At 64.6% G+C, this 19,050-nt stretch carries 22 protein-coding genes; 13 read left to right on the top strand and 9 right to left on the bottom strand.

Annotated elements, in window-relative coordinates; all coding sequences use genetic code 11:
• Positions 1–51 precede the first annotated feature (51 nt).
• The 3 genes from trxA to hslU all read left to right on the top strand — a co-directional run bounded on the left by trxA (position 52) and on the right by hslU (position 2,354).
• Complete coding sequence (trxA, locus tag ACK8CO_RS09470; RefSeq protein ID WP_414898966.1) at positions 52–372, top strand: thioredoxin; 321 nt, start codon at positions 52–54, stop codon at positions 370–372.
• Positions 373–483: 111 nt separating this feature from the next.
• Positions 484–1,044, top strand: coding sequence for an ATP-dependent protease subunit HslV (hslV, locus tag ACK8CO_RS09465; RefSeq protein WP_080614745.1), 561 nt, complete (start codon positions 484–486; stop codon positions 1,042–1,044).
• On the top strand, positions 1,041–2,354 hold the full coding sequence (gene hslU, locus ACK8CO_RS09460) for an ATP-dependent protease ATPase subunit HslU (protein ID WP_414898965.1): 1,314 nt from the start codon (positions 1,041–1,043) through the stop codon (positions 2,352–2,354). Before hslV ends, hslU begins: the two co-directional genes overlap by 4 nt.
• A gap of 6 nt (positions 2,355–2,360) precedes the next feature.
• Here hslU and ACK8CO_RS09455 read toward each other — a convergent pair whose 3' ends face one another.
• The 4 genes from ACK8CO_RS09455 to epmA form a co-directional block, all read right to left on the bottom strand.
• Complete coding sequence (locus tag ACK8CO_RS09455; protein WP_414898964.1) at positions 2,361–2,957, bottom strand: Smr/MutS family protein; 597 nt, start codon at positions 2,955–2,957, stop codon at positions 2,361–2,363.
• A 3-nt stretch (positions 2,958–2,960) separates the two neighbouring features.
• The gene (locus tag ACK8CO_RS09450; RefSeq protein ID WP_414899009.1) at positions 2,961–3,992 is read right to left on the bottom strand and encodes a murein transglycosylase A; all 1,032 of its coding nucleotides are present in this window, start codon (positions 3,990–3,992) and stop codon (positions 2,961–2,963) included.
• Positions 3,993–4,259: 267 nt separating this feature from the next.
• Positions 4,260–4,556 (bottom strand): hypothetical protein, encoded by a 297-nt coding sequence (locus ACK8CO_RS09445; RefSeq protein ID WP_414898963.1) that lies wholly within the window; start codon positions 4,554–4,556, stop codon positions 4,260–4,262.
• Positions 4,557–4,698: 142 nt separating this feature from the next.
• Positions 4,699–5,736 carry an EF-P lysine aminoacylase EpmA gene (gene epmA / locus ACK8CO_RS09440; protein WP_414898962.1) on the bottom strand — a complete coding sequence of 346 codons (1,038 nt, stop codon included), beginning with the start codon at positions 5,734–5,736 and terminating at the stop codon, positions 4,699–4,701.
• A gap of 105 nt (positions 5,737–5,841) precedes the next feature.
• Between epmA and efp the strand changes: the two genes are divergently transcribed.
• Positions 5,842–6,408, top strand: a complete 567-nt coding sequence (gene efp / locus ACK8CO_RS09435) for an elongation factor P (RefSeq protein ID WP_414898961.1) — start codon at positions 5,842–5,844, stop codon at positions 6,406–6,408.
• A 129-nt stretch (positions 6,409–6,537) separates the two neighbouring features.
• Here efp and ACK8CO_RS09430 read toward each other — a convergent pair whose 3' ends face one another.
• The gene (locus tag ACK8CO_RS09430) at positions 6,538–7,206 is read right to left on the bottom strand and encodes a Tim44/TimA family putative adaptor protein (protein WP_414898960.1); all 669 of its coding nucleotides are present in this window, start codon (positions 7,204–7,206) and stop codon (positions 6,538–6,540) included.
• A gap of 112 nt (positions 7,207–7,318) precedes the next feature.
• On the opposite strand from ACK8CO_RS09430, the gene ACK8CO_RS09425 reads away from it, so the two are divergent.
• Together ACK8CO_RS09425 and secB are read left to right on the top strand one after the other, a co-directional pair.
• Positions 7,319–7,846 (top strand): FxsA family protein, encoded by a 528-nt coding sequence (locus ACK8CO_RS09425; protein ID WP_414898959.1) that lies wholly within the window; start codon positions 7,319–7,321, stop codon positions 7,844–7,846.
• A 94-nt stretch (positions 7,847–7,940) separates the two neighbouring features.
• A complete protein-coding gene (secB, locus tag ACK8CO_RS09420; RefSeq protein ID WP_080614752.1) occupies positions 7,941–8,447 on the top strand; it encodes a protein-export chaperone SecB in 507 nt (168 codons plus the stop codon).
• Positions 8,448–8,453: 6 nt separating this feature from the next.
• On the opposite strand, the gene dnaQ is transcribed toward secB, so the two are convergent.
• Genes dnaQ through ACK8CO_RS09400 form a run of 4 tightly spaced genes read right to left on the bottom strand, consistent with a single transcriptional unit; the run spans position 8,454 to position 11,206 of the window.
• Positions 8,454–9,191 (bottom strand): DNA polymerase III subunit epsilon, encoded by a 738-nt coding sequence (gene dnaQ / locus ACK8CO_RS09415; RefSeq protein WP_414898958.1) that lies wholly within the window; start codon positions 9,189–9,191, stop codon positions 8,454–8,456.
• Entirely contained in the window at positions 9,184–9,780 is a 597-nt protein-coding gene (gene coaE, locus ACK8CO_RS09410; protein ID WP_414898957.1) for a dephospho-CoA kinase, read from the bottom strand. Before coaE ends, dnaQ begins: the two co-directional genes overlap by 8 nt.
• The gene (locus tag ACK8CO_RS09405) at positions 9,777–10,610 is read right to left on the bottom strand and encodes a shikimate dehydrogenase (protein ID WP_080614755.1); all 834 of its coding nucleotides are present in this window, start codon (positions 10,608–10,610) and stop codon (positions 9,777–9,779) included. Before ACK8CO_RS09405 ends, coaE begins: the two co-directional genes overlap by 4 nt.
• Positions 10,607–11,206, bottom strand: coding sequence for a Maf family protein (locus ACK8CO_RS09400; protein ID WP_414899008.1), 600 nt, complete (start codon positions 11,204–11,206; stop codon positions 10,607–10,609). Before ACK8CO_RS09400 ends, ACK8CO_RS09405 begins: the two co-directional genes overlap by 4 nt.
• 442 nt (positions 11,207–11,648) lie before the next feature.
• On the opposite strand from ACK8CO_RS09400, the gene ACK8CO_RS09395 reads away from it, so the two are divergent.
• The 7 genes from ACK8CO_RS09395 to ACK8CO_RS09365 all read left to right on the top strand — a co-directional run bounded on the left by ACK8CO_RS09395 (position 11,649) and on the right by ACK8CO_RS09365 (position 19,050).
• Entirely contained in the window at positions 11,649–12,098 is a 450-nt protein-coding gene (locus ACK8CO_RS09395) for a CopD family protein (RefSeq protein ID WP_080614756.1), read from the top strand.
• 146 nt (positions 12,099–12,244) lie between these two features.
• Entirely contained in the window at positions 12,245–13,513 is a 1,269-nt protein-coding gene (rho, locus tag ACK8CO_RS09390; RefSeq protein WP_196774381.1) for a transcription termination factor Rho, read from the top strand.
• 24 nt (positions 13,514–13,537) lie between these two features.
• A complete protein-coding gene (mnmE, locus tag ACK8CO_RS09385; protein WP_414899007.1) occupies positions 13,538–14,827 on the top strand; it encodes a tRNA uridine-5-carboxymethylaminomethyl(34) synthesis GTPase MnmE in 1,290 nt (429 codons plus the stop codon).
• A gap of 3 nt (positions 14,828–14,830) precedes the next feature.
• Positions 14,831–16,705 (top strand): tRNA uridine-5-carboxymethylaminomethyl(34) synthesis enzyme MnmG, encoded by a 1,875-nt coding sequence (gene mnmG / locus ACK8CO_RS09380; protein ID WP_414898956.1) that lies wholly within the window; start codon positions 14,831–14,833, stop codon positions 16,703–16,705.
• The gene (gene rsmG / locus ACK8CO_RS09375) at positions 16,702–17,322 is read left to right on the top strand and encodes a 16S rRNA (guanine(527)-N(7))-methyltransferase RsmG (protein WP_414898955.1); all 621 of its coding nucleotides are present in this window, start codon (positions 16,702–16,704) and stop codon (positions 17,320–17,322) included. Before mnmG ends, rsmG begins: the two co-directional genes overlap by 4 nt.
• Complete coding sequence (locus ACK8CO_RS09370; RefSeq protein ID WP_414898954.1) at positions 17,315–18,124, top strand: ParA family protein; 810 nt, start codon at positions 17,315–17,317, stop codon at positions 18,122–18,124. The genes rsmG and ACK8CO_RS09370 overlap by 8 nt, the downstream gene beginning before the upstream one ends.
• 26 nt (positions 18,125–18,150) lie before the next feature.
• A complete protein-coding gene (locus ACK8CO_RS09365; protein ID WP_414898953.1) occupies positions 18,151–19,050 on the top strand; it encodes a ParB/RepB/Spo0J family partition protein in 900 nt (299 codons plus the stop codon).

Genomic DNA, 19,050 nt, shown 5'->3' with positions numbered 1-19,050 from the left:
CCCCTCTCCTTACTTTCCGGCCTCGATCCCAGGTTCCAAGGAGTGACCCAGATGCCCACCCATGCCGTCACGGACGACACCTTCGACGCCGAGGTGCGCCAGTCCGACATTCCCGTCGTCGTCGATTTCTGGGCCGAATGGTGCGGCCCCTGCAAGCAGATCGGCCCGGCCCTGGAAGAGCTCTCGGTCGAGCTGGAAGGCAAGGTGAAGATCGTCAAGGTCAATGTCGACGACAACCCGACCAGCCCGGCGCAACTGGGCGTGCGCGGCATTCCGGCGCTCTTCCTGTTCAGGGACGGGCAAGTCATTTCCAGCAAGATCGGCGCCGCGCCCAAGGCCGCGCTGCAGAACTGGATTCAGGAATCCGTCTGACCGGCCCGTTCCGGCTGAGACAAAGGGGCGCCCGGGCGCCCCTTTGTCATGCCCGGCTTGCGAGGCAGCACAGGGCGCATATATCGGACCCGGCAAATGCAGGAGAACGGCATGTCGAAAAGCGACTTTCCCGGCTGGCACGGGACCACCATCATCGGCGTCCGCCGCGGCGGACAGGTGGTGATCGCCGGCGACGGACAGGTCAGCCTGGGCCAGACCGTCATCAAGGGCACCGCCCGCAAGGTACGCAGGCTGTCACCCGGCGGCTATGACGTCGTCGCGGGTTTCGCCGGATCGACGGCCGATGCCTTCACACTCCTCGAACGGCTGGAGGCCAAGCTGCAGGCAACCCCGGGCCAGCTTCAGCGCGCAGCGGTCGAACTGGCAAAGGACTGGCGCACCGACAAATACCTGCAGAAGCTCGAGGCCATGCTGATCGTCAGCGACGGCGCCGAGCTTTACGTGATCACCGGCGCGGGCGATGTGCTGGCGCCCGAACATGACGTTGCAGCCATCGGCTCGGGCGGCAACTACGCGCTGGCCGCAGCCCGCGGTCTGATCGAGAATACCGAGCTTCCGGCCGAGGAGATCGCCCGCAAGGCCATGGCGATCGCGGCCGATATCTGCGTCTACACGAACGGCAACCTGACGGTGGAGAGCATTACCCGATGACCGACCTGACCCCCCGCGAAATCGTCTCGGAACTCGACCGGTTCATCATCGGGCAGGCGGAGGCAAAGCGCGCCGTCGCCGTGGCCCTGCGCAATCGCTGGCGGCGCAAGCAGCTGGCCGACGACATCCGCGAAGAGGTCTATCCCAAGAACATCCTGATGATCGGCCCGACCGGCGTCGGCAAGACCGAGATCTCGCGCCGTCTGGCCAGGCTCGCCCGCGCCCCCTTCATCAAGGTCGAGGCGACCAAGTTCACCGAGGTCGGCTATGTCGGCCGCGACGTGGAACAGATCGTGCGCGATCTCGTCGATACCGCGCTGGTCCAGACCCGCGACTGGATGCGCGAAGACGTCAAGGCCGCCGCCTACAAGGCCGCCGAGGACCGGGTGATCGCCGCCATCGCCGGATCGGACGCGCGCGAGCAGACCCGCGAGATGTTCCGCACCAAGCTGAAGAAGGGCGAGCTGGACGACACCATCATCGAGCTCGAGATCGCCGATACCTCGAACCCGCTGCAGGGCATGGAAATTCCGGGCATGGCGCCGGGTCAGGGCCAGCAGGGGATGATGTCCTTGGGCGATCTCTTCGGCAAGGCCTTCGGCGGGCGCACGGTCAAGAAGCGGATGACGGTGGCCGACAGCTACGAGATCCTGATTTCGGAAGAGGCCGACAAGCTGCTCGACGACGAGGCCGTGAACCGGACCGCGCTCGAGGCTGTGCAGGAAAACGGCATCGTCTTCCTCGACGAGATCGACAAGGTCTGTGCCCGCTCCGACATGCGCGGCGCCGATGTCAGCCGCGAGGGTGTGCAGCGCGACCTCTTGCCGCTGATCGAGGGCACGACGGTCTCGACCAAGTACGGGCCGGTGAAGACCGACCATATCCTGTTCATCGCCTCGGGTGCGTTCCATATCGCCAAGCCCTCGGACCTCTTGCCCGAACTCCAGGGCCGGCTGCCGATCCGGGTCGAACTGAGGGCGCTGACCGAGGACGATTTCGTCCGCATCCTGACCGAGACGGACAATGCGCTGACCCGGCAATATACCGCGCTGATGGGCACCGAGGAGGTCGCGGTCGAATTCACCGAGGACGGGATCGCGGCGCTGGCCCGGGTTGCGGCCGGGGTCAATGAGAGCATCGAGAATATCGGCGCGCGTCGGCTTTACACGGTGATGGAGCGGGTGTTCGAAGAGCTCAGCTTCACCGCACCCGACCGGGCCGGCGACACCGTCAGGGTCGATGCCGGTTTCGTCGACAAGAACCTCGGCGAACTGACCAAATCGGCCGATGTCACCCGCTATATCCTCTGATCCCGCCTAGCGGGGCCGCCGGAGATAGACATAGAAGGCGCCCTCGCCGCCATGGCGGCGATGGGCAGGCGTGACCTGCATCACCGCGCCCGACAAGGGGGCCTGATGCAGCCAGTGCGGCACCTGGCGCCGCAGCACCCCGCGCCGGTCGGCAAGGGCCGGGTCCCATTCCGCCCCGCGCCCCTTGCCGGTGATCACCAGCACCAGCCGCCGCGCCTCGGCCTGGCTGCGCAGTATGAAGCCGATCAGCGCCGGATGCGCCTCGGCCAGAGTCATGCCATGCAGGTCGATCCGCGCCTCGGGATCGAGCTTACCGCCCTTCATCCGCAGGAAGGCCTTGCGGTCCATCCGGATCGCGGACGCACCGGACGGGGTCGGCGCGGCGGTGGCGGGCGCCTTCGCGCCCAGCCGGAAGGGTTTCTGCGGCGGCGGCACTGACAGAGGCGCGGCCGGAACCGGGGCAGGCGGGGTCTTTTCGGGCAAGGTCTTTTCGGGCGGGGGCTCGGACAGGGCATCGGGGGGCGCGTCGCGCATCGGGCGAACCCGGCGCGCGACATCGTCCCACAGGGCGCGATCCTCGCGGCTGAGGCGGCGGCGGCGCATCGCTCAGCCCCCCGGCACCAGCGCAAGCGCCAGATCGATCGGCAGCAGCACGATCATGCGGCCCGGGTCGCGCACCTCGCCCGCAAGCCGCCCGGCCCCGGCCCCGGTGCCATAGAAGATATCGGCCCGCTGCGGCCCCTTGATCGCCGAGCCGGTATCCTGCGCCACCATCAGCCGGTGCAGCGGATGCCGCCCGCCCTTCTCGATCCAGACCGGCGCCCCCAGCGGCACGAAGGACGGATCGACCGCGAGGCTGCGCATCGGTGTGACCGGACGGTTCATCGCCCCGAGCGGCCCCTTGCCCGGCGGCAGCCTGTCAAGCTCGCGGAAGAAGACGAAGGAGGGGTTGTGCAGCAGAAGCTCGGCCCCCGCCTCGGGATGGCGCCGGACCCAGGACCGGATCACCCGGGCCGAAACCTGATGGGCCTGATAGATCCCGCGCCGCACCAGTTCCTTGCCGATCGAGCGGTAATCATGGCCATTCCTGCCGCCATAGCCGACGCGCAGCAGGGTCCCGTCAGGCAGGCTCAGCCGCCCCGAGCCCTGGACCTGAAGGAAGAACACGTCGACCGGGTCTTCGAGCCAGGCGATTTCAAGCCCCAGCCCGTCGAGATGCCCGTTCTCGGCGATCTCGCGACGCGAGAACCAGGGCCGGTCGGGCGGCAGATCGGGCGGCAGGCGGTAGATCGGATAGCGGAACCGGGCATCGGGGGCGCAGGCGGCCTTCAGCACCGGTTCGAAATAGCCTGTGAACAGCGCCGGGCGCTCGCCACCGATCAGGACCGGACGGAAGAACAGCTCGAAGAAGCTGCGGGCGTTCGACTGACGCTCGGACAGGGCGCAAAGCGCGGTCCAGGACGGATCCGGCAGGTCGGGGCAGGTCTCGCGGAAGGCGGCCAGGGCCTCGGCATGATTGTCGGTCTTCCAGCCCTTGAGATCGTCGAAATCGAGCAGCTCGACCGATGGCGCGGCCCGAGCCGAGGCACCGCCGCCCAGGGCCAGGGCAAGACAGACCGCCGCGCCAAGGCCGCGCATCCGGCCCGCGCGCGACGGCGTGCCCTCACGGCCACCGGTCGATCTCGCGTCTTCCTGTTCCACCGGCGGTCCTGTCCTCGCGGTCGGCGTCGCGCCGCCTTCGCTCCGGCCGGTCCCGGGGCCAGTTCCTCCGGGGGCGGACACGCCCCGGGCGCGCGTCGGGGGCAGGGCCGTGATAGCCCCAAATGCGCGGCACTCCCAGAGCGGATAGAGCGATTTCAGACCGACGCGCGCATCGGAACCGCTGGAAACAGAGGCCTTCGGCCCTCAGCCGCAGCCTTCGAGCCGGGCCTCCAGCGCCAGCTTCCTGCCCTTGGCCGCGGCCAGCTTGCCCGACTTGTCGCCGACCGCATCGGCCGTTGCCGCGCCCGATTGCCGGCGCGACAGCTCCTGTATCTCGGCATTGACGTCCATGAGTTCCCCGCGTGCCCTGGCGCAGCTCATCCGGTCATACATGCCCGCAGGCATCGCGACGGGCGCAATCGCATCGGGCCGCCTGGCACAGGCCGAGACTGACAGGACCAGCGCAGCGGAGCGTGCCAGTCCATGACAACCGATCTTCACGACTGCCCCTCAAAACGGAATAAATCACGAAAACTTGAACATGCGCCCCGTCGAAAACGCAAGACCGTTTCGGGAAGCGGGCTTTTGTCTCATTTTTCGGAACAAATCTGCCCGGTCATCCGGGCAGAGGCGGAACCCAGACTCAGGAGACCGGCACCCAAAGCACATCCTCGATCCGCGGCGCGGCGGTGGCCAGCATGGCCAGCCGGTCGAAACCGAGCGCGATGCCCGAGGCCGGCGGCATGAAGGCCAGCGCCGCGAGGAACTCCTCGTCCAGCGGGTAGCGCTCGCCATACAGGCGTTCCTTCTCGTCCATCTCGGCCTCGAAGCGGCGGCGCTGCTCGGCAGGGTCGGTGAGCTCTCCGAAACCGTTGGCCAGCTCGACCCCGCAGGCATAGACCTCGAAGCGTTCGGCTTCGCGCGGATCGTCGGCGCATACCCTTGCCAGCGCGGCTTCGGCGGCCGGATACCGGTCGAGAACGGTGATCCGGCCCCGGCCCAGATGCGGCTCGACCCGTTCGACCAGCACCCGGCTGAAGATGTCGGACCAGCCGTCATCGGCCGCGAAACCGATTCCGGCCGCCTCGGCCTGAACCGCCAGCGCCGCGCGGTCGGAAACGCCTCCGGGTCCAAGCGTGGACAACAGGTCGATACCGGCATGCCTTTCGAAGGCCTGCGCCACCGAGAGCCGCTCGACCGGGGCGAAAGGGTCGCAGTCCTGCCCGGCATGGCTGAGCTTCCGGGTGCCCGCCGCCTCGCAGGCCAGTTGCAGCATCCGCGCGGTATCCGCCATCAGCACGGCATAGTCCTCGCCCGCGCGATACCATTCGAGCATGGTGAATTCCGGGCTGTGACGCGGCCCGCGCTCGCGGTTGCGCCAGACATGGCAAAAGGCCGCGATCCGGGGCTCGCCCGCGGCCAGCAGCTTTTTCATGGCGAATTCGGGCGAGGTATGCAGATACATCCGCCGCGCCGCGCCGTCATTGCCGATGGCCTCGGTCGCGAAGGCATGCAGATGGGTCTCGTTGCCCGGGCTTGTCACCAGCGCCGGCGGGTCGACCTCGACGAAGCCCCGGGCCGCGAACCAACCCCGGATCGCGGCCTGAATCCGGCCCCGCGCCAGCAGGGCGGCGCGGCGATCGGCATGGCGCCCGGGGGTCCACCAGGGGGTATCGGTCATCCGCGCGGCCTTTCTTTCTTCTGGAATTTTGCGCCAAGTTCAGCTAGGGGCGTTGTCCGATCCGGCGGATATACCGCACCACGACACTCCACAAGGAAGCCCCCAGTGAAAGTCATCGCCTCCTCGCTCCGCAAGGGCAACGTCGTCGAAAAGGATGGCCAGCTCTATGTCGTTCTCAAGGCCGAAAACTTCCATCCCGGCAAGGGCACGCCGACCACCTCGGTCGACATGCGCCGGATCTCGGACGGGGTGAAGACCACCGAGCGCTGGAAGACCACCGAACAGGTGGAAAAGGCCAATGTCGACGAGCGCGAATACGACTTTCTCTATGACGATGCCGAAGGGTTCCACTTCATGAACCCCGAGAGCTTCGACCAGGTCGCGGCCCAGCCCGACGTGGTGGGCGATGCCGCCGCCTATCTCGAGCCCGGCATGCGGGTCTTCCTGCAGACCTTCGAGGGCAACCCGATCTCGATCGAACTGCCGCAGAAGATGGTGGTCGAGGTGACCGAGACCGAGCCGGTGGTGAAGGGGCAGACCGCCTCGTCGAGCTACAAGCCCGCGATCACCAATATCGGCGTGCGCGTCATGGTGCCGCCCCATATCGATGTCGGCACGCGGATCGTCATCAACACCGCCGACAACACCTATGTGGAACGCTCGAAGGACTGAGCCGAAGCGGGTCTCCGGCGGCCCGCGACGCGCCTGACTGACAGGGATCCATGCCCCCGCAAACGAAAGAAGGACGGCACAGGCCGTCCTTCCGTAAACCGGATTGAAGATCCGGATGATCGCGACGCGTCACGCGTCAGTGGCGACGAGCTGCCAGTTGGGATCGTCCGAGCCCATCACCCGCGCGAAGGTCCAGACATCGCGCTGACGCTTGATCTCGCTCGGGCTGCCCTCGACCACCTCGCCGTTCTGGTTGCGCACCACCGAGGTAAGCTCGCCCACGAAACGGACGGTCAGCTCGGCCTCGCCGCTGTCGCGGTCATAGGTCGCATCCTTCAGCACCAGTTCGCGCACACCGATGAAGCTGGCATCGACCGACAGGCCCTGTTCCTCGCGAAGCCGGATCACCTCGGCAAAGCTCTCGCGCACGTCGGGGGCGAGGAAGCCCGCGACCTCGTCGAGCGTGCCATGCTCGAAGGACATCAGGATCATTTCATAAGCACCGCGGGCGCCATGCAGGAACTCGCTGACCGAAAAGCCCGGCTCGGCCAGCTTCATCGCTGCCAGAGCCTTGGCGGCCGGGCTGCCATCCTCGACATGATCGGTGATGTCGGTATCGGGACCGCCCTCGATCACCTCGAAGGAGGGACGGTTCTCGGCCCGGCGCGCCGCCGGATCGGGCATCTGCACCGGAGGTTTCTCGAACCCTTCCCGGGTTCCGAGAACGGACCGCAGCCGCAGGATCAGGAACACGGCGATCCCGGCAAGAACCAGGAGTTGAATGATGGCAGAGCTCATGAAAACCTCGCGGGTCGCGGGAAGCGTTTGTATCGAAGCGTCACCGGACATATGTAAGGCACGCCTTCAATCAAGTCCACCGGGCCAGCCGAAGCGCAAATGAGGTAATGCAATGGGGCTTTTTCTGCTTTTCCTCTCGATCCCGCTGATCGAGATCGCTCTGTTCATCCAGGTGGGCGGGCTGATCGGGCTCTGGCCGACGCTTGGCATCGTGCTGGCGACGGCCGCCGCGGGCACCTGGCTGATGCGGCAACAGGGCGCGCTGGCGCTATCGCAGGTGCGCAGCTCGTTCAACGAATTGCGCGACCCGACCGAGCCGCTGGCCCATGGCGCGATGATCCTCTTTGCCGGGGCGATGCTGCTGACGCCGGGTTTCTTCACCGACACCATGGGGTTGTTGCTGCTGATCCCGCCGGTGCGCGCGGCGGCCTATCGCTGGCTGTCGAAACGCGTGGTCGTGCATTCGACCGGCTTCACCGCCTCTGCCGGCGCCTCTCGCGGTCCCTCTGGCGGCGCGGCCCGGCAGCCGCGTCCGGCACGCGACGACATCATCGACGGCGATTTCGAGGATCTCACCCCCCGCGACGAGCAGGACGGACAGGACGGCACATTGCCGCCCTCTGGCTGGACCCGACACTGAGGGGCAGCGAAGGACCGCATTCAGCGACAGCATTGAGCGGCCGGGGGCGACCTGCTAAGCGAAGACCCAACGCAACCTTTCGCAGGAGCATGTCATGAGCGAGACCGAGGGCAACGGCGCAGCCGCGCAGCCGCCGCAAGTTAGAATGCAGATCCTGGGCCAGTATATACGGGACATGTCATTCGAGAATATTCTGGTCCAGAAGGGAGCCTCGGGCGAGGTCACCCCTGACGTGACGGTGCAGGTCGCGCTCGACGCCCGCAAGCGCCCGGCCGAGCATCAATACGAGATCATCACCAAGTTCACCGTTTCCTCGAAGAACAAGGCCGACCAGAGCCAGCTCTTCCTGATGGAACTCGATTATGCCGGCCTGTTCCATATCGAGAACGTGCCCGAGGACCAGCTGCATCCCTTCCTGCTGATCGAATGCCCGCGGATGCTGTTCCCCTATGTGCGCCGGATCGTCTCGGACGTGACCCGTGACGGCGGTTTCCCCTCGCTCAACCTCGAGCCGGTCGATTTCGTCGCGCTGTATCGTCAGGAAATCGCGCGCCGCGCCGCCGATCTTCAGAAGCAAGACACCCCGAGCGGCACCGCCTGAGACCGTTCAGTCGAAGCTTTTCCATAGCGCGCCGTCGCCCATCGTCTCGACAAAGGCACGATGGGCGGCGGCTTCCTCCTCTGTCAGACGCGAGGGCAGGGGCGCCGGACGCGGACGCGGGCGCCAGGCCTCGGTTTCGGTCTCGGAGCCGCCGCGCGACGCCCGGGAGCGGGTCGCCAGCATGAAATCGGGCTGCCGGCCACCGATCAGTTCCAGATAGACCTCGGCCAGGATCTCGGAATCGAGCAGGGCGCCGTGCTTGTCGCGCATGGTGTTGTCGATGCCGAAGCGGCGGCAGAGCGCGTCCAGCGTCGCGGGCGAGCCCGGAAACTTCTTGCGCGCAATGGCCAGCGTGTCGAGTGCCTGGCTCATCGGCAGCTTGGGCAGGCCGAGCCAGCCCAGTTCGGCATTCAGGAATTTCATGTCGAAGCTGGCATTATGGATCACCAGTTTCGAATCCTGCACGAAATCCAGGAATTTCTGCCCGACCTCGGAAAAGGGCGGCTTGTCGCGCAGCGTGACCTCGCCGGGCTTCGCCGGTCGCGGGTTGGCCAGGATGTCGGGCCCGATCCCGTGCACGCCAAAGGCTTCGTCGGGCATGTCGCGACCGGGGTTGATATAGACATGGAACGTCTCGCCGGTCGGCAGATGGTTCCACAGCACGACGGCACCGATCTCGACGATCCGGTCGCCGGTCTCGGGCTCGAAGCCCGTGGTTTCGGTATCGAGTACGATCTCACGCATTTGCGGTCCCCAGCTTGTCGATCAGCGCCGCGACCCCGGCCCGGGCCTGGTCGAGCGTCAGCGTCTCGATCACATGATCGGCGCGGGCGCGTTTCTCGGCATCGGGCATCTGCCGGGCCAGGATCGCGTCCAGCTGCGCCCCGGTCATGCCCGGACGCTCCAGCACCCGGGCGCGCTGAACCCCGGGCGGCGCGGTCACCACCAGAACCGCGTCGAGCCATTTCTCGGCCCCGGTCTCGAACAGAAGCGGGATGTCCAACACCAGCAGCCTCGCCTCGCGGTGCCGCGCGATGAAGGCCTGCCGGTCGGCCGCGACCAGCGGATGCACCACGGCCTCGATCCGCATCAGGGCCTCGGGCTCGCGCGTGATCCAGGCCTTCAGCGCGTCGCGGTCGACGGCGCCGTGACGGATGGCCTCGGGGCAGAGATCGCCGATGGGCTTCACCGCGGCGCCGCCCTCGGCATACAGGCCATGGACGACGGCATCGGCATCCCAGACCGGCACGCCCTTCTCGCGGAACAGCGCGGCGGTGGTCGACTTGCCCATGCCGATGGAGCCGGTCAGCCCCAGAAGACGCGGCGGGTTCATTGTCCGAGCAGCACCGCGCGGGCGGCGTCGTCGACCTCGGGCCGACGGCCGAACCAGCGCTCGAACCCGGGCGCGGCCTGATGCAGCAGCATTCCCAGCCCGTCGACCGCGACGCAGCCACGCGCCCGCGCCTCGCGCAGGAACGGGGTCTCGAGCGGCACATAGACCAGATCGCAGACCACCGCGTCGGAAGAAAGCGCATCGAGCGGCACCTTGAACTCGGCCTTGCCGACCATGCCCAGCGACGTGGTGTTCACCACGGTCGCGGCACCGTCGATCATCGCCCCCGCCTGCACCCAGTCATGGATCACGATCTTGGGGCCGAACTCGGCCCGCAGCGCCTCGGCGCGCGACCGGGTGCGGTTGGACACCCGGATCTCGCGCACGCCCTGCTCGGACAGCGCCGCGACCACGGCGCGGGCGGCGCCACCGGCCCCCAGGACGGCCGCCGGCCCAGATGTCGGATCCCAGCCCGGCGCGCCCTGGCGCAAGTTCTCGATGAACCCGATCCCGTCGGTATTGTCGGCATAGACCTTGCCGTCGGCCAGGAAGATCAGGGTATTGGCCGAGCCGATCAGCGCCGCGCGATCCGACACGGAATCGGCCAGGCTGAGAATGGCTTCCTTATGCGGGATCGTGACGTTCACGCCGACGAATCCCATCCGCGGCAGCGCCTCGAGCACCTGTTTCAGATCGGCATGGGCCACATCCATCGGTACGTAGAAACCGCGCAAGCCGTAGCGCTCCAGCCAGTGCCGGTGCAGCAGCGGCGACTTGGAATGGGCAATAGGAGAGCCGATGACGCCGGCCAGCGGGATTCTGTCACTCATGCCATCAAAACTCCTCGGGTCGTCAGGAAGGTCAGCAGCGGCAGCAGGGGCAGACCGAGAACATCGAAATAGTCGCCCTCGACGGCCGAAAACAGGCGCACGCCTTCCTCTTCAAGCTTGTAGCCTCCAACCGCATCGCGCACGGCGGGCCAGTTGCGGTCAAGATACTCGTCCAGGTAGAGATCGGAAAACGGCCGCATCGTCAGCGAGACCTTGCCGACATGGCGCCAGAGCGGACGCATGTCGTCATAGACCACCACCGCCGACAGAAGCTGATGCTTGCCGCCGCGCAGCGTGCGAAGCTGATCGCGTGCGTCCTCGCGGGATTCCGCCTTGGCCAGCACCTTGCCGCGATGGGCCAGCACCTGATCGCAGCCGATCACCAGCGCACCCGGCTGCTTTTCGGCCACCCGCTTGGCCTTGAAGGCCGCAAGCTCCTCGGCGATGTCGTCCGGTCCGGCGCCCTCGGCCTCCATCGCGGCGCGGATCGCCTCCTCATCGACGCGCGCGGGCATCGCCTCGAAAACGAGCCCGGCCCGGGTCAGAAGTTGGCGGCGGATGGCAGAGCCGGAAGCAAGGATCACACGGTCGGACATCGGATCACGCATTCGGGGCAACCCTGTGGATAAACCCAGGTGAGACGGTTGCACGGTTTCAGGATAAGAAGCCTCTTTCATCCCCGGGTGCCGTTCATACGTGGAAATGTCAAGAATCCGGGTCCTCAAATCCACCGTGGACTGTCTTCATCACTGGCTGTGAACGAATCGTCGCAGACAGATTATTCAGAAGTTATCCACAACTCGTGAGCAGGCCAGAGAGGTAAAAAACAATTGCAGTACAACTACCTGCGTGTCGTCCCATGAAATCCTGACGAGTTATCGTCACTTTCTTCCACAAGCGTTCCTGCTGTGGATGAGATCGTGGAATATGCAGTAATCCACATCCTCCACAGGCCCTACAAAATCATCATCTTTTCTTTTCTTTTCCTATTGCTCTAGAAGAGGCGCGGTAGGCGACCTAGCGTAGCGAGGCACGGCGATGTCGGAATTTCTGGCCAACATGTATCCTTGGACCAAATCACTGCACATCATTGCGGTGCTGACCTGGATGGCGGGTCTGTTCTATCTGCCCCGGATCTTCGTCTATCACACCGAGAAGGTGACCCCGGGGCACGAGACCGATGCGTTGTTCCAGGTCATGGAGATGAAGCTCTACCGCTACATCATGAACCCTTCGATCATCGCCGTCTGGGTCTTCGGCCTGGCTCTGGTTCTGACCCCGAACATCGTCTACTGGGATACGATCTGGCCCTATACCAAGGGCGCCTGCGTGATCGCGATGACCTGGTTTCACATGTGGCTGGGCGCGCGCCGCAAGGATTTCGTGGCCGGGCGCAACACCCGGACCGGTCGCACCTTCCGCATGATGAACGAGTTGCCGACCCTCCTGATGCTGGTCATCGTCTTCTCGGTGGTGATGAAATTCTGATCCGGCTTGCGGGTCCGTGGGTGGCGAGTTGACTCACGGGCCGCACAGGACTAAGGAGCAGGCTTAACTCGGGTCGTCCGATCCGAGGCTTCCCGTATAACGTGTGCGCACTCCGTCAGCGCCGTCTTCCGCAAAGCTTTGCCATGATCCAAGAATGCCTGAACCTCGCCGATCTCAAGGCCCAGAGCCCCAAGGCCCTTCTCTCCATGGCCGAAGAGCTCGAGATCGAGAACGCGTCGGCGATGCGCAAGGGCGAGATGATGTTCTCGATCCTCAAGGAGCGCGCCGAGGACGGCTGGGAAATCTCGGGTGACGGCGTTCTCGAGGTTCTGCAGGACGGGTTCGGCTTCCTGCGCTCGCCCGAGGCCAACTATCTGCCCGGTCCGGACGACATCTACGTCTCGACCGAGATGATCCGCCAGCATGCGCTGCGCACGGGCGACACGGTCGAGGGCGTGATGCAGGCGCCGCGCGAGAACGAGCGCTATTTCGCGATCACCAAGGTCACGAAGATCAACTTCCAGGACCCCGAACAGGCCCGGCACAAGATCAACTTCGACAACCTGACGCCGCTTTATCCGGACGAGCGGCTGAAGATGGAAATCGAGGATCCGACGATCCGCGACCGTTCGGCCCGGATCATCGATCTGGTTGCGCCGATCGGGAAGGGGCAGCGTGCGCTGATCGTGGCGCCTCCGCGGACCGGTAAGACGGTCCTGTTGCAGAACATCGCCAATTCCATCGAGACCAACCACCCCGAGACCTATCTGATCGTCCTTCTGATCGACGAACGTCCCGAGGAAGTCACGGACATGCAGCGGTCCGTGAAGGGCGAGGTCATTTCCTCGACCTTCGACGAACCGGCGACGCGTCACGTGGCCGTGGCCGAAATGGTCATCGAGAAAGCCAAGCGCCTGGTCGAGCATAAGCGAGATGTTGTTATCCTGCTCGATTCGATCACCAGACTTGGTCGCGCCTACAATACTGTGGTGCCGTCTTCGGGGAAGGTGCTGACCGGTGGTGTCGACGCCAACGCGCTGCAGCGGCCGAAACGGTTCTTCGGTGCCGCCCGGAATATCGAGGAGGGCGGGTCGCTGACCATCATCGCGACCGCGCTGATCGATACAGGTTCGCGGATGGACGAGGTGATCTTCGAGGAATTCAAGGGCACGGGCAATTCCGAGATCGTGCTCGACCGCAAGGTCGCCGACAAGCGCGTTTTCCCGGCCATGGACATCCTCAAATCCGGCACCCGGAAAGAGGATCTTCTTGTCGACAAGTCGGACCTGCAGAAGACCTTCGTTCTGCGCCGGATCCTGAACCCGATGGGCACCACCGACGCCATCGAGTTCCTGATCTCGAAGCTCAAGCAGACCAAGACAAATTCCGAATTCTTCGATTCGATGAACACCTGAGGCGGCAACGCCCGGAGGTGATCCCTGGACACGATCTTCGCTCAGGCGACGGCGCGCGGAAAAGCGGGCGTCGCCGTTATCCGCATTTCCGGCCCTCGGGCCTGTTCCGCCGCGCGCGCGCTGGCGGGGTCTTTGCCTGCACCACGGCAGGCGGGTCTGCGGCGTCTCGCGGATGCCGATGGCGTGCCGCTCGATGAGGCCCTGGTTCTGTGCTTTGCCAAGGGTGCCAGTTTTACTGGCGAAGATGTCGTTGAATTTCAATGTCATGGTAGCCCGGCAACCGTCTCGGCGCTGCTCTCGGCCCTGGGGCGCATCGATGGCCTGAGGCTGGCCGAGCCCGGCGAATTCACGCGCCGCGCGCTGGAAAACGGCGTGCTCGATCTCGCGCAGGTCGAAGGGTTGGGCGATCTTCTCGAGGCGGAAACCGAAGCGCAACGGCGTCAAGCTTTGCGAGTCCTGTCAGGGGCGCTCGGGGAGAAGGTCGATCGCTGGCGCGAAGCCCTGGTCAGGGCGGCTGCGCTTCTGGAAGCGACCATCGATTTTGCCGACGAAGATGTGCCGGTCGACGTGACCCCGGAAGTGACGGGGTTGCTTGCCGAGGTTGCGGCATCTCTGCAGGCAGAGATCGACGGCGTGTCGGTGGCAGAGCGTATCCGCGACGGATTCGAAGTTGCAATCGTCGGCCCGCCGAATGCGGGAAAATCCACGCTGCTGAATCACCTTGCCGGGCGCGAGGCGGCGATAACGTCGGAACATGCGGGCACGACCCGGGATGTGATCGAGGTCCGGATGGATCTTGACGGTCTTCCCGTGACCTTTCTCGATACCGCCGGTCTACGGGACAGCACGGATGAGATCGAGACGATCGGTATCGCTCGCGCCGTTGCCCGCGCCGAAGCCGCTGATTTGCGCGTTTTTCTTCTCGACGATACCGGCAAGACTCAGGGACTGGCGCCCGGACCCGAAGATATCGTCCTGCGGGGCAAGTCGGACCTTGGCGACGGTGCCGGGCAAGGGGTATCGGGTCGTACCGGAGAGGGCGTCGCCGAGCTGGTGGCCAGGATATCCAGGACGCTGGAAGGGCGCGCCTCGCGGACTGTCACGGCTACGCGAGAACGTCATGCCGAGGCAATGCGACGGGCCGGCGGTGCTATCGCCGAGGCACAGAATCGGCTATCTCTCGGCATGGAATCGGCAGAACTGGCGGCGGAGGATTTGCGCCGTGCCGCGCGCGCGCTGGAAACCTTGCTGGGCCGTATAGATGTCGAATCTCTGCTCGACGAGATTTTTTCACGCTTCTGTCTTGGAAAGTGAGGAGTGTTTCACGTGAAACATCGCGCTTTTGACGTTCTCGTGGTCGGTGGTGGCCATGCCGGTGCCGAGGCGGCCCATGCCGCGGCACGTCTTGGCGCGCGGACAGCCCTGGTCACGCTGCGACGGGACGGAATCGGCGTCATGTCCTGCAACCCGGCGATTGGTGGCCTTGGGAAGGGGCATCTCGTACGCGAGGTCGATGCTCTGGACGGGGTAATGGGCCGGGCTGCCGATCGAGCTGGTATCCAGTTTCGTCTGCTGAACCGCCGCAAGGGCCCCGCCGTACAGGGGCCGCGGGCACAGGCCGACCGAAAGCTCTATCGCCAGGCGGTTCAAACGGCTCTAGGCGCTATGCCGGGGCTCGAGATAGTCGAAGGTGAGGCCGCTGATTTTCTTCAGTGCGATGGCCGCATTGCGGGGGTCGTTCTGGCTGATGGAAGCGAAGTGTCTGCCGGGGCCGTTGTTCTGACCACGGGCACTTTCCTGCGCGGTGTCATCCATATCGGGGACCGTCAACGTCCGGGCGGCCGCATCGGCGACCGCCCATCTGTCCGCCTCGCTGAGCGGATCGACGAATTCGGGCTGTCGCTGGGGCGGCTCAAGACCGGCACGCCGCCGCGACTCGACGGAAGGACGATCGACTGGGATCGCCTCGACCACCAGCCGGGTGATGACGAACCGGTGTTGTTCTCCTTCCTCTCGACCAAGGTCGAGGCGCGTCAGGTTGCCTGCGGTATCACCCATACAAATTCGCAAACCCATGATATCATTCGGGAAAACCTGTCCCGTTCCGCGATGTACGGCGGTCATATAGAAGGGGTGGGGCCCCGCTATTGCCCGTCCATCGAGGACAAGATCGTCCGATTTGCGGAAAAGGAGTCGCACCAGATATTTCTCGAGCCGGAAGGTCTCGACGATACGACCGTCTATCCTAACGGCATTTCAACCTCGCTTACTGAAGAGGTGCAGCACGCCTATGTCCGGTCGATCAAGGGGCTGGAAAACGCGACCATCCTGCAACCGGGCTATGCTATCGAATACGACTATGTCGATCCGCGCGCGCTGCGGCCGACTCTCGAGCTGCGCGATGTGCCCGGACTTTACCTGGCCGGGCAGATCAACGGCACGACCGGATATGAAGAGGCGGCTGCGCAGGGTCTGGTCGCAGGTCTGAATGCGGCACGGGCCGTGGCGGGGCAGAGGCCCGCGATCTTCAGCCGGACCAGCAGCTATATCGGTGTAATGATCGACGATCTGGTCACGCGTGGTGTCAGCGAACCCTATCGCATGTTCACCTCACGCGCCGAATTTCGTCTGTCCCTTCGGGCGGATAACGCCGACCAACGCCTGACGCCGGTCGGGATCGAGATAGGCTGCGTTGGAGAGCGGCGCCGGACCTCTTTCGAGGCGAAGATGGAGCGTCTGTCAACTGGCCGTGCGCGGCTCGAGGCGCTTTCAGTGACGCCGAAACAGGTGACTGCGGTCGGGATCAAAGTGAACGCCGATGGAACGCGCCGATCTGGTATCGATCTTCTCGCCTTTCCCGATGTGACGTTCGACGACCTGATCCCGCTTGCACCGGAGCTTGCTGAGATTGACAGCGAAACCCGGGTTCAATTGGCACGAGACGCGCTATATGCCAATTATATTGCCCGCCAGACACAAGATGTAGAGGCAATGCGACGGGACGAGGCACAGCTCATTCCGCACGACTTCGATTATGAAGGACTCGACGGGCTGTCGTCGGAGCTGAAGGGAAAGCTCTCCCGGGTGCGCCCGGAAACGCTGGGGCAGGCGGCACGCATCGACGGCATGACCCCGGCTGCGGCAACTCTGATTCTCGCGCGCCTGCGCCAGATGGAGCGGCGGACGGCATGACAGTTTCAACAGGAGATTTGACCGATGTTTCACGTGAAACATCGGAACGTCTGGCCAGCTATGCATCCCTTTTGCGCAAATGGACCCCTGTGATAAATCTGGTATCGCGCGCCACACTGGAGGAGCTCGAAACCCGGCATTTTGCAGATTCCGCCCAGCTTTTCGATCTTGCCCCGGGGGAGGCGCGGCACTGGGTTGATCTGGGAAGCGGTGGCGGCTTTCCCGGACTTGTGATCGCAATTCTCGCCGACGAGCGGGCGCCGGATCTTCGGGTCACGCTGATTGAAAGCGACCAACGAAAGGCAACATTCCTGCGGACCGTAGCCCGGGAAATCGGCCTGAACCGGGTTGAGGTGATCGATGAGCGCCTCGAGACCGCGGATCCGCAAGGGGCGGATGTGCTTTCGGCCCGTGCCTTGGCGCCCCTAGATCGGCTTTTGGGGTTTGCAGAGCGGCATCTTGCCCCGGGTGGGGCCGCATTATTCCCGAAAGGCGCCCGTTACGCCGATGAAGTGAAGCGGGCGCTTGCATCCTGGCGGTTCGAGGTTCAAAACCATCCCAGCAAGACCGACCCGCAGGCCGTTGTTCTGAAACTCGGAGGCATCGCCCGTGTCTGACCCCACGCGCCCGAAAGGCCCGAAAATTATCGCCGTGGCAAACCAGAAGGGCGGCGTCGGCAAGACTACAACCGCGATCAACCTCGGCGCTGCCTTGGCCGAGCTTGGCAAGACGGTTCTGATTGTCGATATCGATCCTCAGGGAAATGCCTCGACGGGGCTTGGTATTGCGCCCGAAGCGCGGGTCAAGACGACATATGATCTGATCCTGGATGACGCGCCGCTGGCCGATATTGTGGTCAAATCGCCCAAGGGGAACCTGTATATCGCGCCGTCAACCACAGATCTCAGTTCGGCCGATATCGAGATGGTCGCCAATGAGAAACGCAGCTTCTTGCTGCATGATGCGCTTCGTCAGCCGGCAATGGATGCTTATGGCTTCGATTTCGTGCTGATCGATTGCCCGCCGGCGCTGAGTTTGCTGACCATCAATGCGATGGTGGCTGCGCATTCGGTTCTTGTGCCGCTGCAAAGCGAGTTTTTCGCGCTGGAAGGTCTGTCGCAACTGATGCTCACCATCCGGGAGTTGCGTCAGACCGCCAATTCGAGCCTCAGGATCGAGGGGGTGGTTCTGACCATGGCCGACCGGCGCAACAACCTCTCGCAAGCCGTCGAAAACGATGCGCGGGCCTATCTGGGCGATCTGGTGTTCCGAACGGTCATCCCGCGCAACGTCCGGGTCAGCGAGGCGCCGTCCTATGCGATGCCTGTGCTCGATTATGACCCGAATTCACGCGGGGCCGAAGCCTATCGCGCGCTTGCGCAGGAAATGCTCGAGCCGAAAGTGCCGGTGGGCGCCTGAGGCACTAAGGCACTGGGGGACGAAAGATGAAGCAACCTGAAAAACGCGGCCTTGGGCGTGGTTTGTCGGCGCTGATGGCCGATGTGCGTATCGAACCGGAAGCCGAGCGGGACGAGGCGCCGCGCAGCAAGGCCGATCTGATGATTGCGCTGGATCTGCTTGAGCCCAATCCCGATCAGCCGCGGCGACAATTTTCGGAAGAGGCGCTGAAGGAGCTTTCCGACTCGATCCGCGAGAAGGGCGTGATCCAGCCTCTGATTGTCCGGCCCAGCAAGCGTAGCGAGGGGCATTTCGAGATCGTCGCTGGCGAACGTCGCTGGCGCGCCTCGCAACTGGCTCAGAAACATGAGGTTCCGGTGATCGTCCGTGAGCTGGACGATACCGAAGTTCTGGAAATCGCGATTATCGAGAACATCCAGCGCGCCGATCTGAACGCGCTGGAAGAGGCGATGGGCTACCGCCAGTTGATGGATCGCTTCGGCCACACACAAGATAAGGTCGCCGAAGCGCTGGGGAAAAGCCGCAGCCATATCGCCAATCTGCTGCGTCTGCTGCAATTGCCGGACGAGGTGCAGGGCTATCTGCGCGAAGGGCGGCTGAGCGCGGGCCATGCCCGGGCGTTGATCACAACCGAAGATCCGGCGAAGCTGGCGCGGCAGGTCATCAAGGGCCAACTGTCGGTGCGTGCGACCGAGAAGCTGGCCAAGTCAGGCTCTGCGCCGAAAACGCGCCGTCCGCCGCCACCGCTGGCCAAGGACGCCGATACCCGCGCCCTCGAGCAGGACCTGTCGGCCAATCTGGGGGTGGGCGTCTCGATCGAACACCGCGCCGACGGATCGGGTGATCTTGTCCTGTCCTATGCGTCGCTTGAAGAACTCGACAGGCTTTGTGCCGCTTTGAGCGGGCCGTCGGGCAGCCTGGACTGA

Origin of the sequence: Rhodovulum sp. HP10, from assembly GCF_047553435.1 — a bacterium.
Taxonomy (GTDB): Bacteria; Pseudomonadota; Alphaproteobacteria; order Rhodobacterales; family Rhodobacteraceae; genus Rhodovulum.
This window is presented reverse-complemented; position numbering and strand designations above follow the sequence as displayed.

Bases quoted from the DNA above. Each gene is read 5' to 3' on its own strand.
- trxA (WP_414898966.1), top strand. From the start codon at position 52: ATGCCCACCCATGCCGTCACGGACGACACCTTCGACGCCGAGGTGCGC.
- hslV (WP_080614745.1), top strand. From the start codon at position 484: ATGTCGAAAAGCGACTTTCCCGGCTGGCACGGGACCACCATCATCGGC.
- hslU (WP_414898965.1), top strand. From the start codon at position 1,041: ATGACCGACCTGACCCCCCGCGAAATCGTCTCGGAACTCGACCGGTTC.
- ACK8CO_RS09455 (WP_414898964.1), bottom strand. From the start codon at position 2,957: ATGCGCCGCCGCCGCCTCAGCCGCGAGGATCGCGCCCTGTGGGACGAT.
- ACK8CO_RS09450 (WP_414899009.1), bottom strand. From the start codon at position 3,992: ATGCGCGGCCTTGGCGCGGCGGTCTGTCTTGCCCTGGCCCTGGGCGGC.
- epmA (WP_414898962.1), bottom strand. From the start codon at position 5,736: ATGACCGATACCCCCTGGTGGACCCCCGGGCGCCATGCCGATCGCCGC.
- ACK8CO_RS09430 (WP_414898960.1), bottom strand. From the start codon at position 7,206: ATGAGCTCTGCCATCATTCAACTCCTGGTTCTTGCCGGGATCGCCGTG.
- ACK8CO_RS09425 (WP_414898959.1), top strand. From the start codon at position 7,319: ATGGGGCTTTTTCTGCTTTTCCTCTCGATCCCGCTGATCGAGATCGCT.
- secB (WP_080614752.1), top strand. From the start codon at position 7,941: ATGAGCGAGACCGAGGGCAACGGCGCAGCCGCGCAGCCGCCGCAAGTT.
- dnaQ (WP_414898958.1), bottom strand. From the start codon at position 9,191: ATGCGTGAGATCGTACTCGATACCGAAACCACGGGCTTCGAGCCCGAG.
- coaE (WP_414898957.1), bottom strand. From the start codon at position 9,780: ATGAACCCGCCGCGTCTTCTGGGGCTGACCGGCTCCATCGGCATGGGC.
- ACK8CO_RS09405 (WP_080614755.1), bottom strand. From the start codon at position 10,610: ATGAGTGACAGAATCCCGCTGGCCGGCGTCATCGGCTCTCCTATTGCC.
- ACK8CO_RS09400 (WP_414899008.1), bottom strand. From the start codon at position 11,206: ATGTCCGACCGTGTGATCCTTGCTTCCGGCTCTGCCATCCGCCGCCAA.
- ACK8CO_RS09395 (WP_080614756.1), top strand. From the start codon at position 11,649: ATGTCGGAATTTCTGGCCAACATGTATCCTTGGACCAAATCACTGCAC.
- rsmG (WP_414898955.1), top strand. From the start codon at position 16,702: ATGACAGTTTCAACAGGAGATTTGACCGATGTTTCACGTGAAACATCG.
- ACK8CO_RS09365 (WP_414898953.1), top strand. From the start codon at position 18,151: ATGAAGCAACCTGAAAAACGCGGCCTTGGGCGTGGTTTGTCGGCGCTG.